The 16242-nt window shown below is 39.1% G+C and carries 15 protein-coding genes; 1 reads left to right on the forward strand and 14 read right to left on the reverse strand.

Annotated features, from left to right (window positions below; all coding sequences use genetic code 11):
• Positions 1-25: 25 nt before the first annotated feature.
• From BXY64_RS19895 to BXY64_RS19950, 12 genes are all read right to left on the reverse strand, one after another.
• Positions 26-1165 (reverse strand): acyl-CoA dehydrogenase, encoded by a 1140-nt coding sequence (locus BXY64_RS19895; RefSeq protein WP_120241719.1) that lies wholly within the window; start codon positions 1163-1165, stop codon positions 26-28.
• Between the two features lie 122 nt (positions 1166-1287).
• Positions 1288-2493, reverse strand: coding sequence for an acetyl-CoA C-acetyltransferase (locus BXY64_RS19900; protein WP_120241720.1), 1206 nt, complete (start codon positions 2491-2493; stop codon positions 1288-1290).
• 4 nt (positions 2494-2497) lie between these two features.
• Positions 2498-3160, reverse strand: a complete 663-nt coding sequence (locus tag BXY64_RS19905) for a 3-oxoacid CoA-transferase subunit B (RefSeq protein ID WP_110362825.1) — start codon at positions 3158-3160, stop codon at positions 2498-2500.
• 33 nt (positions 3161-3193) lie between these two features.
• A complete protein-coding gene (gene kamE / locus BXY64_RS19910; protein WP_110362827.1) occupies positions 3194-3982 on the reverse strand; it encodes a lysine 5,6-aminomutase subunit beta in 789 nt (262 codons plus the stop codon).
• Between the two features lie 66 nt (positions 3983-4048).
• Positions 4049-5617, reverse strand: coding sequence for a lysine 5,6-aminomutase subunit alpha (gene kamD, locus BXY64_RS19915; protein ID WP_207784708.1), 1569 nt, complete (start codon positions 5615-5617; stop codon positions 4049-4051).
• Positions 5617-7029 (reverse strand): lysine 5,6-aminomutase reactivase ATPase KamC, encoded by a 1413-nt coding sequence (gene kamC / locus BXY64_RS19920; RefSeq protein WP_120241721.1) that lies wholly within the window; start codon positions 7027-7029, stop codon positions 5617-5619. The genes kamD and kamC overlap by 1 nt, the downstream gene beginning before the upstream one ends.
• Positions 7016-8044, reverse strand: coding sequence for a lysine 5,6-aminomutase reactivase subunit KamB (gene kamB / locus BXY64_RS19925; RefSeq protein WP_120241722.1), 1029 nt, complete (start codon positions 8042-8044; stop codon positions 7016-7018). The genes kamC and kamB overlap by 14 nt, the downstream gene beginning before the upstream one ends.
• Positions 8031-9290 carry a lysine 2,3-aminomutase gene (kamA, locus tag BXY64_RS19930; RefSeq protein WP_120241723.1) on the reverse strand — a complete coding sequence of 420 codons (1260 nt, stop codon included), beginning with the start codon at positions 9288-9290 and terminating at the stop codon, positions 8031-8033. The genes kamB and kamA overlap by 14 nt, the downstream gene beginning before the upstream one ends.
• Positions 9290-10324 (reverse strand): L-erythro-3,5-diaminohexanoate dehydrogenase, encoded by a 1035-nt coding sequence (gene kdd, locus BXY64_RS19935; RefSeq protein ID WP_211334564.1) that lies wholly within the window; start codon positions 10322-10324, stop codon positions 9290-9292. The genes kamA and kdd overlap by 1 nt, the downstream gene beginning before the upstream one ends.
• 77 nt (positions 10325-10401) lie before the next feature.
• Entirely contained in the window at positions 10402-11226 is an 825-nt protein-coding gene (gene kce / locus BXY64_RS19940; protein WP_120241725.1) for a 3-keto-5-aminohexanoate cleavage enzyme, read from the reverse strand.
• Positions 11227-11235: 9 nt separating this feature from the next.
• The gene (gene kal / locus BXY64_RS19945; protein WP_054718840.1) at positions 11236-11619 is read right to left on the reverse strand and encodes a 3-aminobutyryl-CoA ammonia lyase; all 384 of its coding nucleotides are present in this window, start codon (positions 11617-11619) and stop codon (positions 11236-11238) included.
• Positions 11620-11633: 14 nt separating this feature from the next.
• Positions 11634-12284 carry a CoA transferase subunit A gene (locus BXY64_RS19950; RefSeq protein ID WP_120241726.1) on the reverse strand — a complete coding sequence of 217 codons (651 nt, stop codon included), beginning with the start codon at positions 12282-12284 and terminating at the stop codon, positions 11634-11636.
• A 697-nt stretch (positions 12285-12981) separates the two neighbouring features.
• Here BXY64_RS19950 and BXY64_RS19955 point away from each other — a divergent pair.
• On the forward strand, positions 12982-14562 hold the full coding sequence (locus tag BXY64_RS19955; protein ID WP_120241727.1) for a M20/M25/M40 family metallo-hydrolase: 1581 nt from the start codon (positions 12982-12984) through the stop codon (positions 14560-14562).
• Between the two features lie 172 nt (positions 14563-14734).
• On the opposite strand, the gene BXY64_RS19960 is transcribed toward BXY64_RS19955, so the two are convergent.
• Together BXY64_RS19960 and BXY64_RS19965 are read right to left on the reverse strand one after the other, a co-directional pair.
• Positions 14735-15172 carry a hypothetical protein gene (locus BXY64_RS19960; protein ID WP_120241728.1) on the reverse strand — a complete coding sequence of 146 codons (438 nt, stop codon included), beginning with the start codon at positions 15170-15172 and terminating at the stop codon, positions 14735-14737.
• Positions 15173-15365: 193 nt separating this feature from the next.
• Complete coding sequence (locus BXY64_RS19965) at positions 15366-16043, reverse strand: zinc metallopeptidase (protein WP_120241729.1); 678 nt, start codon at positions 16041-16043, stop codon at positions 15366-15368.
• Positions 16044-16242: the final 199 nt, after the last annotated feature.

A 16242-nucleotide genomic window follows, 5' to 3' on the forward strand; every position in this document is an offset into this window, starting at 1 on the left:
ATTATTTACGTAATAATAGCCTTAATTACTTCAGCATATTCGCTGAAATTACCATTCTCTGAACTTCTGAAGTTCCTTCGTAGATCTCAGTGATCTTCGCATCACGCATCATACGCTCAACAGGATATTCTCTTGTATATCCGTATCCACCGTGAAGTTGAACTGCTTTGTTGGTAACTTCCATTGCTGTTTCAGCAGCGTAAAGCTTACACATTGCAGCATCAACTGAGTAAGGAACTTTTTGATCCTTCTTGTTGGCAGCTTTGCGAACCAACATACGAGAAGCTTCAGTTTTGGTATTCATGTCTGCCAACTGGAACTGAGTGTTCTGGAAACCAGAAATTGGACGACCGAACTGCTTTCTTTCCTTTACGTAACGAACAGTTTCGTTGATCGCTCCTTGTGCAATACCCAATGCCTGTGCAGCGATACCAATACGACCACCATCCAAAGTTTTCATTGCAATACCGAACCCTTTGTTCAATTTTCCTAACATGTTCTCTTTTGGAAGAACTACATTTTCGAAAATCAACTCACAAGTTGCCGATCCACGGATACCCATTTTCTTCTCTTTCTTACCGATTGAGAAACCTGGAGTTCCTTTTTCAATGATAAAAGCAGTAATACCACGAGTACCTTTCGACTTGTCAGTCATTGCAAAAATCACATAAACATGAGCGTATTCAGCATTGGTAATAAAGATTTTACTACCATTAATGATATAGTTGTCTCCCTCTTCAACAGCAGTAGTTTGCTGACCTGCAGCATCGGTACCTGCGTTAGGCTCTGTTAAACCAAAAGCACCAATCCACTCACCTGAAGCCAATTTTGGAAGGTATTTTTGTTTTTGTGCTTCTGTACCATTCTCCATAATAGGAGCAGCACACAATGAAGTATGAGCTGATACAATTACACCAGTGGTAGCACAAACAGCTGATAATTCTTCAACAGCCATAGAGTACATTACATTGTTACCACCAGCTCCACCATATTGTTTAGGAATTGGAATCCCCATAATTCCAATTTTTGCCATTTTCTCTACAGTTTCGATAGGAAAACGTTCCTGCTCATCAACCTCAGCAGCTAAAGGCTTTACCTCTCTCTCAGCAAAATCTTTAATCATTTGCTGAAACAACACTTGTTCTTTTGTTAAGCTAAAATCCATATTTTTTATTAGATGTTAGTAGGTTTAATGCAATTCACCCCTATTCTCATCTCAAAAATGCCCATAAACAGGGCATTTGAGATAAGATATTTTTTTACTGCGCTTTACCTACTCAGTACTAATTACACGTTTTTCAAAATTAATGCGGTACCCATACCACCACCGATACAAAGTGAAGCCAAACCGTACTCTTTACCAGTACGCTTCATTTCGTGAATCAAACTTACAGTGATACGTGTTCCTGAAGCACCAATTGGGTGGCCCAAAGCGATTGCACCACCGTTCACATTACATCTCTCTTTGAAGAAATCCATGTCAACTTTGTGATCTTCGCACAATTGCTTCACAACTCCTAATGACTGAGCAGCAAAAGCTTCATTTAATTCAAGAACTTCCATTTGTTCAAGAGTCATATCAGCTTTCTTCAATACATTAGCAACAGCAGGAACTGGTCCCATACCCATAATTGCAGGATCTACACCACCTTGACCAGTAGCTACGATTTCCGCCAATGGAGTTAAACCATGCTCTTTAACTGCCTCTTCTGATGCAACCAATACAAAAGCAGCACCATCGTTAATACCCGATGCATTACCAGCAGTTACAGTTCCATCTTTCTTAAATGCAGGACGTAAACCAGCTAATTTTTCTTCGGATGTTCTTCTGTTGATAAATTCATCAGCATCAAATACAATTGTTTCTCTGCGAGATTTGATCTCAACAGGAACAATTTCATTCTTGAAGTTACCATTGTCTTGAGCCGCAACTGCTTTTTGCTGAGAAGCAAAAGCAAAAGCATCCTGCTCTTCGCGAGTCAAGTTATATTTATCAGCAATATTTTCTGCTGTAATACCCATGTGATATCCTTCGAAAGCATCAGTTAAACCATCAAATACCATGTGGTCAACCGCTTTCAAATCCATCATTTTGTGTCCGCCACGAACTTGTCCAGGCATCACAAAACCGGAACCAGACATAGATTCTGTACCACCGGCAAGAATCATATTTGCTTCACCTGCCTTGATATTTGCATAAGCCAAGTTTATGGTTTTCATACCAGAACCACAAATCATGTTGATTCCATAAGCAGGAATTTCTTGAGGAATACCCGCTTTGATAGAAGCTTGACGAGCAATTCCCTGGCCTTGACCAGCCATAAGGATGTTACCTACCACAACTTCATCTAAGTTTGCGGGGTCAATTTTAGTTTCCTCAACAATATTTTTAATTACTGTAGCAGCTAAATCAGCAGCTTTTACAGGAGTTAATGTTCCTAAAAATTTTCCAACTGCAGTACGTTTTGCTGCAACAATATATACTTTGCTCATATCTTTAGTTTTTACGCATTTCAATTAAATCTTCAGCAATAATCAATTTTGCATCAGTAGCTTCCTGAATTTGCTCCAAGGTAAATAAAGGGTTGTATTCCTTAAGTACGATACCTTCAGGTACAACTTCCATTACTCCCATTTCAGTAATAATCATATTAACCTGACCGGCAGCTGTTAATGGAAGATTACACTCTTTTAAGATTTTGTGTCTTCCCTTAGCCGTGTGCTCCATTGCAAGAATTACACGCTTAGCACCCACAATTAGGTCCATAGCACCACCCATTCCAGGTGTTAATCTTCCAGGAATGATCCAGTTGGCAAGGTTACCTTGCTCGTCAACCTGAAGAGCTCCCAAAATTGTTACATCAACATGACCTCCTCTAATGATTCCAAAAGAAACAGAGCTATCGAAGCTACTAGCTCCTTCTTTGCAAGTAATGTATCCACCACCAGCATTTACAAAATCAGGATCTTCTTCTCCCTCAGCAGGAGCAGCACCCATACCAAGCATTCCGTTTTCCGATTGTAAAGTCACGTTAACATCTGCCGAAACATAGTTAGGGATTATTGTAGGCAAACCAATTCCTAGATTTACCACATCACCGTCGTTTAATTCGAGAGCAGCTCTTTTAGCAATTACCTCTCTGATTTCTTTTTTATCCATGTTTTATTAGTTATTGGTCAGTTTGACGATATACTATCCATTCAATCTTCTGCTTAATTCCTGAGCAGCATAAGATGCTACATCATCAGCATACTTGTTCATTCCGAAACCTGCATCGTAACCAAGTTCTTTTGCAAGTTCGTGTGAGATACGTGGGCCTCCGCAAATCAAGATTACTTTTTCACGCAATCCTTCTGCTTCTAAAAGCTCCACAAGTTCAGTTAGGTTTTTGATATGAACATCCTTTTGAGTAACTGTTTGCGATACCAAAAGAACATCTGCTTCCATCTCGATTGCTTTCGCGATGAACTCTTCGTTTGGCACCTGGCTACCCATATTTAAGGCTTCCATCATGTCATATCTTTCCAAGCCATAATGACCTGCAAAACCTTTCATATTCATAATTGCGTCGATTCCTACTGTGTGTGCATCAGTACCAGTACTTGCACCAACCACTCGAATCGGACGTCCAATATTTTCTTTTACAAACTCATCAGTTTCATGCATATCCATAGTAGTCGATTCTACTTTTGGAACATGAATACTTGTGTAATCAACAGTGTGAGTACAGTTACCGTAGCAATTGAAGAAAGTAAATCCTTCCATCAACTCCTGAACCATTACCACCTGAGGATTTTCAAAACCCATTTTACGCATCATTTGCTTGGCAGCTTCAATGGCTTCTTCGCCCTTTGCAACAGGAAGCGTAAAACTAACCTGAGTTTTACCATCATTCATGGTATCGCCGTAAGGCTTGATCTTGCTTAGATCTAACGTTTTATCAAAATCGTTGGAATCAGTTGAATAAAGACCTCCACTCATTTTATTGTCTCCTTTATTTAAGAAGTATCAAATTAGATGTTCGATACTTTGTACTTTCTAATTAATTTATTTCTTATGCAAAATCTCGATAAATGGATTGAAGTAGTTGCTTCCTTTTTCCACAACACCATCTAAACCTTTACCACCATCTAAAGGACGCTTGATGTCAGCGAAAATTCCTTTTTCAAGAGCGGTAAACAATCCTTCTTTCTCAATCTTTTCAACCAATTCAGTTGCATCATCAAGAACCTTGGCAGCTCTCTGACGGATGATACCACCTTCTTTGAATTCCATTTCATCGCCAATGCTCTTCATGTTGCTGAAGATGTACTTGGCATTTTCAATAGAAAGGTATCTGTCAGACATGAAAGGAGTGTGAATTGCTTCTGTTAGCATACCAAGCAATTGAATTCCTTGTCCTGTCCAAATTGAAATCTGGTTGAACAATGCATCCTGAACATTTCCTTTGAAAATGTTACCAGTCATAAATTTCGTTGGAGGCATATATTTTAGAGGAGCTTTCGGGAAGATCTCTCTAATCATTTGTGCTTGCGCAAGCTCATAAAGGAAACCATTCTCCAAATCAGGAGTCATTTCGAATGCGTGCCCAAGTCCCATTTGTTCTTCAGGTAAACCTGCTACCAATGCCAACTGCTCGTTAATAAAGTCAGAAGCCAATACAGTGTGAGCCTCATCAAAAGCATCTGCAGTAGTCAGGTAGTTATCTTCACCAGTGTTAATGATTACACCAGCAAAACCATTTAATAATCTTGAGAAGTACTGGTCAACAATTGTACGCTGCATGTTGATATCGCGGAAAAGGATTCCGTAAAGTGCATCGTTCAACATTACATCCAAACCTTCCAAAGCACCCATTGCTGCAATTTCAGGCATACACAATCCAGAACAGTAGTTACACAAACGGATGTATTTGCCTTCTTCCTCACCTACCTTATCAAGCGCTGCACGCATGATACGGAAGTTTTCCTGAGTAGCAACAGTACCACCGAAACCTTCAGTAGTCGCACCGTAAGGAACGTAGTCAAGTAATGACTGACCAGTTGTACGGATTACAGCGATAATATCAGCTCCCTGGCGTGCTGCAGCTTCAGCCTGAATAACATCTTCGTAAATGTTACCGGTTGCTACAATTACATACAAGTAAGGTTTTGGACCTTCACCAATTGTATTAAGGTAATTATCTCTCTTCGCTTTACGTTCTCTGATTTTTGTGATATTCTCATCAACAAATGGCTGAATCGCATTCTTAATATCTTCAGCAGGACGAACCGGAAGAGTAGTGATATCCAATTCTCCTTCAGCAATCTTTTCAGCAATTTGCTGTGGATTCAAGCCTGTTTCAAGAACAGCATTACCAATGAAGAACATTACCCCTTCACTTAATACTCCTTTATCCTTGATAGAATCAACCACCACGTTTGGAAGTGGCACCTCGTTGTTATCAACTCCATCGATTCCTAACAAACGACACAAAGTACGCTCAACAGCAACGGTTGAGTAGTTGTCTACGAATTTCTGAACATCGTCTGCAATTCGTTTAGACACCTCTTTGGCGTGTCCAACTTTTTCAAAGTCAAGACCTAGTTTACTCCTTTGCATATTCAATTTATCCATTATAAAATTTCTTCCTTGCTAGCCTTCTTATTCAATTGGTTTTGTGCTCCTTCAACAATCTCTTTGCTGATTCCCAGTAAAGAGGCAATTCGCAGCGCTTCGTGAGGAACTTCCCCTGTATTATCCTCCACCAATGAATAATCCATGTAACTGTTTATATTCTTTTGGGTAATGATTTTATCACCCAAATCCTTATCCAGACCTTTCACCCGTAGTTTTCTGAAATAAGAATTTAATCCACTATAGTGAGTGGTAATCACACTTCTGATATTGTTCTGATAGAAGATATCAGCAACGGCATTCACAATTGCCAAGCCTTCTACCGGATTTGTTGTTCTCGCCAGTTCATCAACCAGAATCAACACATTGCTGTGCTTTTTCGATTCCTCAACCATTTTGCTCACGTTCATCATTTCTGATGCAAAAGATGATAAGCCACTTAGTTCTGATTGCTCATCGCCTACCGAAAGTAATACCTGGTCTACCAAACTGATTTGCGCTGATGTGGCAGGAACAAAGAACCCAAATTGACACAGATACTGGCAAAGAGTCAATGTTTTTAACACGACTGTTTTGCCTGCCATATTCGCACCTGTAATCAAACAAACAGATTTCTGCAACTCAATGTCAATTGCCTGATATTGCTTGTTCTGTTTTTCAAGTTCATGCTTAACCATTGGGTGAAACATCCCAATGTAGCTTGTGCTTTCTTTGACCAATTCCGGTCTGTTAAAATTCAGTTGAATTGCCTGCATTGCCTTTGCAATCAACAAGTCCAAATGAGCAAGTTTTTTGATGGCAATCTCCAAATCGCTTGCAAAGCTTCGAATCTTGGTACAGATTTCTTCACGAACTTTCGACTCAATTTCCTGAGCTTTGCAGAACAAGTCTTCCAACTTGATGTCTGAATCTCCGTTCGTTGATTTGGCAACTCTCAATTCTTTTCTTGCTTCTGCCAGTTCCAATGAATAATCATCGTAGATGTAGAAAGAAGGGATTCCGGTATTTTGCGGGTCAAGAATTTCAATTAAACCACTAAGGTTTGGCAATTCAATCACCACCTGTTTCAATTCCTTTTGCAGATTTAAAACCCCGTGACAATTCATTGCAAATGATTTGATTTCAAACAACTCAACATCATCTAAAACCAGGTTACTTTTCAAATTGTCAACACTACCACGAATCTCTCTCAGGTGAGACTGTTTGGATTGAATATCTGAGATTACCCTTTGATCGGCCTTTACAGCTTGTATGATTTGATCAAGCAAGCCATACTCAATATTCAGTTCAGCTTCGGAACAGAACATATCAGTATCCATGAGAAATCTTTTTCCCATTGGTGATTTCAAATCCAACTCTTCAGCCAGATATTGTAATCCTTTAATTTCTGATATTGCTTTACGAAACTGCATCTGCTCCAACTATTTTCTTTACATCGTAAACCGGCACTTGTAGTTTTGATTCCAAAGCCAGTTGTAATTCTTCTGAATTTAACTTGTAACCATCTGGCGAAACCGGATTAATGGTAATCGCCAACAAATTGGTTTTATCTAACACCTGAATTCTACCACCTCTTTTTACAAAGGCATAGTAGGTTTCAGGATTTGCAAAGACTCTTGTAAAGTCCCTGGTAATTAATTTGATTTCACTTACCTGCTTTTGATTTTTCAGGAAATCCAAAAACTGATCAGTTATTGCTCCACTCACAAAAAAATCGGTACCATACTGAAACAGTTGGTCCTTTCTATTTTTGATCATCATTACAGAGGCAATACCTGTATCCTTTATCTCTCCTTCTTCATCTATGGCCCAAATGCCATTTTCAATGCCTCTCAGTTTTGTTTTCAAGTCGGATTCAATTTCAGGTAACTGAATCAAATCATACACATATTGTGTTTTGAACACCAACTGGGGAATATTTGCCGATAAGGCTGCTCCAGTTGCCAGAATCATGGCCTCTGTAACAGCAGGAGATCCCAAACTCTTGCGCGATAATGCACCGTCTACAATCGTAAGGTCAACACCCTTTGTTTTCAAATCAGCAATCAACCTGATAATCTCAGTATTGTTTGCAGGTCCTGACAACATCACTTTCCCGGGATGAATTGCTTTTGCCGTCACCAATCTTCCCAAACTTGTGGTTTGGTTGGAAACATCAACAACTTCTGAAAACAGTCTGCGTTTGGCATAGTGAATTTCGGAAGTTACGAACATCATTCCTTCGCTTAGTTCTATCTCAGGCTTATGTGTTTGTGTGACTTGATCACGGTTTTCACCGTCGATACCAATGGAAGTCAAAGCAATTTGTTTATGGCTGTCCCTTAATCGGGACAGCACATAATTCAAACACTCGGTTTTCCCGGTATTCTTTTCAAGTCCAACAATCGAAAGACTTTTATATTTTTTTATGTCCTTAAGAAAGGGCATCTTCCTTTTTGTTTCTTTCTTTTCTTGCCAGGTGATCTGGTTCTATCGATAATTTCTCACCATGTAATAATGAGGCAACACCTTCACGTTTATCATTCAAACATTCCGGACAAGTACAATTACCTTCATAGTGAGTAGGCTCAGTATAGGTTGTAATTACCCCTTCGAAGTTTCTCAACACCACTTTACCAGGACTTTGTGAAACTACATATTGAGGCATTACTGGAGTTTTACCTCCTCCACCTGGAGCATCAACAACGAAAGTTGGCACAGCAAAACCAGAAGTATGACCACGAAGGTTCTCAATAATCTCGATACCTTTCGACACTGGTGTTCTAAAGTGCTCTAATCCCATTGAAAGGTCGCACTGGTAAATATAGTATGGACGAATTCGGTTCAACACCAGTTTGTGCATTAATTTTTTCATTACATGAACACAATCGTTTACACCTCTCAATAATACTGATTGATTACCCAATGGCACACCTGCATTTGCCAAACGTGCAACAGCTTCTTCCGCCTCAGGAGTAATTTCATTTGAATGATTAAAGTGAGTATTCAACCAAACTGGATGATACTTCTTCAACATATTCACTAAACCATCAGTAATACGTTGTGGCAATACAACAGGTGTACGACTACCAATACGGATAATTTCAACATGAGGAATATCTCTCAAACGGCTAATGATGTATTCTAATTTATCATCGCTGATCAATAAAGCATCACCACCAGAAAGAACAACATCACGAACTTGTGGAGTATTTGCAATGTATTCAATTGCTTTCTCGATATTATCTTGTGGAGTTGAAGCATCTGACTGACCTGCAAAACGACGACGAGTACAGTGACGACAATACATTGAACACATATCAGTAATCAAGAACAACACACGATCCGGATAACGGTGAGTCAATCCTGGAACTGGTGAGTCCTCATCCTCATGTAATGGATCCAATAGATCAGCATCTGCCTTATGAACCTCTGCTGCAGTAGGAATCGCTTGCTTACGAACAGGACAATTTGGATTTTCAGGATCAATCAAAGTCAAATAGTATGGTGTAATTGCCATACGCAAAGTTGCCAATGATTTTTTAACTCCTTCTTCTTCTTCCTCTGTAAGGTGAACATATTTCTTTAGTTGCTCTAAAGTTTCAATACGGTTTCTCACCTGCCATTTCCAATCGTTCCACTGAATGTCGGTTACCTCTGGAAATAATTCTTTTCTTCTACTGTTGTTAGCCATTACACGTATAATTTTTCGAACAACTCTCTAATTCCTTCTGATTTTCTAATAATATCTAAAGTTAGGTCGGCATGCCCAATTGCATATCCATTACCTACAATCATGTCAACATCTTTACCAACACCTTCAGCTCCTAAAGCAGCCTTAGTAAATGATGTAGCCATTGAGAAGAAGTAAACGCACCCTCTGTCTTTAGTGATCAAGATTGATGACATCTCGGTTGAAGCAACATTCACGTTGTTAATTACAACATCACATCCTTCTTCACCAGCAATTTCAGTAACTCTTGTGTAAACATCCATTACATCCGTTGCATCACCAACAAGTACTTCGTGAGCCAATCCAAGATCCTTAATACGCTGTGCATTCTCTTCAGAATACTCTACAACGATAACTTTTCCTTTAGGACCAACTTTTTCCATAGCCTGGTAGCAGCAAAGCACACCCGATTTACCACCACCACCGATGATACAAACCGTGTCGCCTTCCTTAACCAAACGATCAACCTGAGCAGGAGCACCAGCAACATCTAAAGCTGCCAAAGCTAATTTTTCAGGAATATCAGTTGGAAGAACTGCATACAAACCACTCTCGAATAAAATTGCTTCTGCATCAACATCAACCTGATCATTAGAAACATTAATATTCTTGATTTTATTAATTTTTAAAGGAGTTAATGAAAGAGATACCAAAGTTGCAATCTTATCACCAACCTTTAAATTCTGATTTGGGAAATTAGGGCCAACCTCTTTGATGGTACCAATCAACATTCCACCAGAACCTGTAACAGGGTTTTGCATTTTACCTCTCTCGCCAACAATAGAAAGAATCATTTCTTCCATTTTAGCGGTATCAGCATCGCAAGCACCTTTGATCTGAGTAAAACTTGCAGAATCAATATTCAAAGTCTGAACATCAATCAACAATTCATTGTCGTAAATCGACATTGTGTTATCCAACTTTTGAGCTGGCTGTGGAAGAGTACCTTTTGGTTCAAGTACCCTGTGAGTTCCGTATTTATTTCCTTTGTTCATTTTTATATTATAAAAGCTCTTGGCAGTTAGCCATTAATTATTTACATCATATAAATCGCTAAAAGCCATGGGCATTTTTATCTTTGTTTCAATCCTAAAATTTCTCTTGCCTCAGTTGGATTAGCAATTTCGCGACCTAATTCTTTAGCCAAACGAACCACTTTCTCAACCAATTGACCATTCGATTCTGCAACTTGACCTTTAGCAATCATTGTATTGTCTTCGAATCCTACACGAACGTGACCTCCATCGATGATAGCAGCAACAGCCAATGGGAATTCAAAACGTCCAATTCCTGCAACAGTATATGTAGCATCCGCAGGGATACTTTCACGCAAGAAAACAAAATCACGAAGTGTACCGGAAATACCTCCATTTACACCCATTACAAAATCAAAATGCATTGGCGACTGAATGAATCCCTTCTTGTGTAGACGAAGTGCCATATCAATCATTGATTTATCGAACACTTCCAACTCAGGCTTAATGCCTCTTTCGATCATCTTTTCACCGAAGTATTTGATTGTATTTTCGGTATTTTCGAAAATTTCATCTCCACCAAAATTCAATGTACCGCAATCCAAAGTTGCCATTTCCGGATTTAACTCTGTTGGCTGCAATCTTTCATCATTGCTCATCCCAACAGCTCCACCAGTTGATGGCTGAATGATTACATCTGGATATTTAGCATGAATTGCATCCATAACCGCTTTAAAGCGATCTTTACTTTGAGTAGGCGTACCATCATCTTCACGAACATGAAGGTGAATAATACTTGCACCAGCTTCGTAAGCTAAACCTGCTTCACGAACACATTCTTCAATAGTATAAGGCACATTAGGATTGTGCTCTTTGGTAACTTCAGCGCCGCAAATAGCAGCCGTGATGATCAATTTTTCCATGGCAATATATTATTTACGTTGACAATTTTTAGGAGTAACACATGTTCCTGTAGCACGACATACTACTACTGGTTCTTCAAGAAAATCTGCTGCCGATTCAGAGATATCAGTTCTAGGAACGATCACCTTGCGAGCTTCGAAAGTCATTTTACGACTTGAATTTCCTTCTTTAATGATTTCACCAACTGCTTCGATGTAATCACCAGCATATACAGGAGCTAAAAACTCTACATTTTCGTAACCTGCGAATAATCCTTCGTCACCATCACGACGGATTAATAATTCTGTTGCTACATCACCAAATAACTGAAGCATTTTTGCTCCATCAACAAGATTTCCACCATAATGTGCGTCATGAGAACTCATACGCATTCTAATCATTGCCTTTTCCATTTGTCTATATTAGTTTAGTTGTTGTTAACGATATAATCCACAAAAATTGAAGGAGTTCTCACCTGCTCAGGGCTAATCTCTCCAACTTCAACCATTTTTTCTGCCTCTGCAATTACCAGGTCAGCTGCCGTAGCCATCAACGGATTAAAGTTTTGAGTTGTTCCTTTGTAAATCAAGTTTCCTTGCTTATCACTAATGCTTGCACCAATCAATGCGATATCAGCACGTAAAGGTTTCTCAAGCAAATACTCCTTGCCATCTACGATTACAACTTCTTTTCCTTCAGCTATAATAGTACCTAAACCAGTAGGCGTAAGCACACCTCCCAGGCCAGATCCACCTGAACGAACACGTTCTGCAAGCGTTCCTTGAGGGCTAAACTCAACCTCAATATCACCATTATTCATCTGCTCGATAGTTGCAGGATTGGTACCAATATGAGAAGTGATTACCTTCTTCACTTGCTTATTAGCAATCAATTTACCAAGACCTTTATCTGCAAAAGCAGTATCATTACATATGATAGTTAAATTTTTAACACCAGCTTTTACCAGCTGATCAACCATATTATTTGCAGTTCCTACCGACATAAAGCCTCCAATCATAAGAGTCATTTCGTCTTTTACTTTCGATACTGCTTCGTTAATTGAGATTATCTTGTTCATCGAAATAATTTTTTGGAAGACCTCCTCAATTCCCTAATGTTTTAAGGAAAATCAGAAATCACATTGATTAATTCAATGACAAAGATAACGGAATATTCATTTCTTGAAAACGATTGCAAATCTTCATATTAAGACTGATTCTAAACGGAAAAATCAAGAAACACCCCTTGCGTAAAACCATTCTAAACAAGATCAAAAACGAACGATTTTTCGTTAAAAAACTCAATTATCTTGTTATATTTTTAACTATTAATCTATAATTATAACAACTAATCATAGGTATTCGGAAAAATTAACTGCTGTAAAACATGCAATACAAAATCATTCTAAGCCTATGTTATAGAGCAGGAAGCATCAAAACAGGAAAATCAAACTCATTTTTCAAAATCTGATCGAACACTCCACTGTTGCTCTCAGTGTTCCTCCATACTTCTTTTTTTAACCACAGAGGAACACAGAGATAATTTTATTTTCAAATGGTAAGCTATTCAAGTACAGAACAACTAAAAAAGTACAAAAATCAAATACTCCACTGTGTTACTCTGTGGTTATATTTTTAAGCACGCAGAACACAGAGTTAAAAACAATCACATCAAGTTGCCATTCAACATATTTGAAAATCACATCAACTCGGTTGTTTTAACTACTTTTAATGCTCACAATTCAACCTTAAATTAAACAAGCAAAACACACTTTTATGAAACGTAAGCTAAAACTCATCCTCATTGCCATTTTCATCCTGGCAGTTCACAATTCCTATGCGCAAAAAGATCCTGTGGTAAAAAAAATTATCGAGATTGGAAAAACCAACAACCAGTGCATGGATCACCTGGATATCCTGAGCAACCGCTTCGGAGGCAGACTAATTGGTTCGAATGCCTATGACAATTCTGCTGCATGGGCAGCAAGCAAATTCAAAGAATGGGGCATGGAAGTGATCATGGATGAAGTTGGCAGTCTACCCGTAGGCTTTAATCGTGGTCCATGGTTCGGAAGAATGCTTGGCGGAGACAACATGCACCTGCACTTTGCAACTCCTTCCTACACAGTGGGAACAAAGGGTGTACAAAAAGGGCATGTGCTGTTAGAACCCAAAACTCAACGTCAATTCGATCGCATGAAGGGCAAACTAAAAGGTGCCTGGGTGCTTATTGGTGGACAAAACAAAGGGTGGCCAATCGATTATTCGGAAAAAGCAGAAGAACGCAGAGCAGAAATTCGTGCAGAAAATGCAAAAATTGAGAAGAAAAACGACAGCATCAGAAGAATTAACTGGAGAAACAGACATGGAGAACAAGTTGAATTGATTCCCCTAAAAGAAGAGCCAGCTTTATTCTACAAACAAATGGTAGATGCTGGTATTCTTGGAATTATTCAGTCGGCTAAACTTCCAATTGCTGCCATGTACGACAGAAAGAACCTGATGGATATGACTTTCGAGACGCTTCCCGAGATTCCGGACATCAAACTAAATGAACATCAATACAAAACCATTGCCCAAATGACAAAAGAACGCCAGCGATTTGAACTGGAGTTCGACATTCGCAATCATTTTAGAATGGGACCTGTGAAATACCATAGTGTAATTGGTGTCATCAAGGGAAGCAAATACCCAAATGAGTATGTAATTATGGGTGGACACCTTGATGCTTTCGATATTGCTACAGGAGGTGTTGATAATGGGTCGGGAGTTAGCCCTGCCATGGAAGCTGCCCGCCTGATCATAAAAGCAGGAGGAAAACCAAAGAGAACGATTTTGGTTTGCCTTTGGGCCGGTGAAGAATTTGGCTTACTGGGTGCAAAGCACTGGATCAAAACCAACCCAGAAAAGTTGGATAAAATTGCCAACATGTTTAATCGCGACAGCGGTCCAACAGCTACCACCAGCCTGAGCGTTACGGAGGCCATGTGGGACGATATGGAGAAGATCTGTAAACCACTCTCAACCATTAACCCGGACATTCCATTTACACTGAAAAAGCGCCAGGCAACAAAACGTCCAAAAACACCATGGGGAACTGATAGTGGTCCGTTTGCAGTAGCAGGCGTTCCTACAATGGAATTTGGAAAAACCGATCATTTTGGATATGATTTCAGCTACAGGGAAATCTGGCATACCGAGAGAGATTTGTACAACATGAGTATTGCAGAATACCAAGAACACTCATCAATCGTAACAGCCGTTGTGGTATATGGAATTGCGAACCTGAATCATCTTCTCTCCCGTGAAGGATATTATATAGAAGAAGGGGATAAGAAGGAGATGACGGAGAAGTGAATGAGTAAATAGGTGAATGTATATAGAACTCATTTCACCCTTTTACCAAAAGAGAGAAAAAACAAAACAAGCCAGGGTAAGAAATCTGATAAACTTCAACCCTGGCTTTGTATTTTCAAATCAATATCACTGCCACTTGCAAGGACATCATCCTCAATTTCATTACTTTTCCTTACAGGTCCTTATAAATTTTAACTTGCCTGAAACCAAGAACAAAAAGAGCAAGTAACTTGATCACTTCCATTACTATATACATTAAATGAACCGAGCTTTTTTCGGCCTGCATTCCTTGTACGATTAGTTGTGTGTGCTCATTAAGTTCTGGCAGGAGATAACCCGATTGTGCCACAATAAATGTAAAGATTGTGATCCCTGTCACCACTACCACCTTATCGGTATAATATACAAACAGGTACACCAGCATAATGGCGGTAAAAATCCGCTCAACAAAATTCAATGCCCCAAACACATACATTCCTACCTCTAAAGCCGTTGGAGTATCTAGTGATTCTGCACGAAATTTAACCCAGGCCTCCATAAAACTAATGGCAAGAACAAAACCTGCCCAAATAAAAGTGACTACAAAACCGTATTTTATAAATTTACTCATATTTTATTATTTTGAATGAATAAAAATAAGAAAAGAATCATTAGCTCAAACAAAAAAAGAAGTACCGATTCAAAAAAGTCATTGAGAATCCGAACTCCAGTCAAAGTCTCAAACTGCTAAAATTTAAATCCGTACAAATTCACAAAAAAGGCCTCATTAAAAATGAAGCCTCTCCTTTATCTTATAAAAATCATTAATCTCTTCTACCCATGTACATCATCACGTAATACATTAGCGTAGCCAAAGAAGATAATGCAGCAACAATGTATGTATATGCTGCCCATCGCAATGCATCATTTGCACTTTTTTGCGACTCATAAGTTGTAATGCCTGTTGTCTTCAACCATTTTAGCGCCCTGTTACTGGCATCAATCTCAACTGGCAAGGTAATGAAGCTAAACAATGTTGTTGCAGCAAACATTACAATACCTGCAAGCAATAGCTGAGGAAAAGAATTAATCATGATGATACCAGCCAATAATATCCACTGCACCCATTTCGAACTAAAACTCACCACTGGCACCAAAGCCGATCGCATTTGCAACCACGAATAAGCCTGTGCATGTTGAATTGCATGACCTGTTTCGTGAGCAGCAACTGCTGCAGCTGCCACATTTCGTCCATGATAAACTTCCTGGCTCAAATTAATTGTTTTCTCAGCCGGATTGTAATGATCTGACAACTGCCCACTCACCGATCCGATCCTAACTCCTGTTACCCCATGATCCCTCAACATTTGCTCTACCACCTCTTTTCCACTCATTCCATTTGAGGTAGGAATTTGAGAGTATTTTTGAAATCGTGACTTCAACTGATGACTCACCAGCCAACTCAATAAAGTAAATCCTATAAAAACTATCCAAATACTCATATTCTCTCATTTTATTATTTCAATTCAAGGGGATCAAATTCTTTGCCAATATATAATCATTTCATATTAGTGCCGATTTGTCAGTCACAACTTTGAGCACATGCTGTTTGTATCACTATCAAAATCACACCCCTAAACCTGTTATCCTAAAATCCAAATCTTTGAATTTCAGACAGATTTAAGAGCTTGAAATCCAAAA

The sequence above is a fragment of the Marinifilum flexuosum genome (genome assembly GCF_003610555.1).
Taxonomy (GTDB): Bacteria; Bacteroidota; Bacteroidia; order Bacteroidales; family Marinifilaceae; genus Marinifilum; species Marinifilum flexuosum.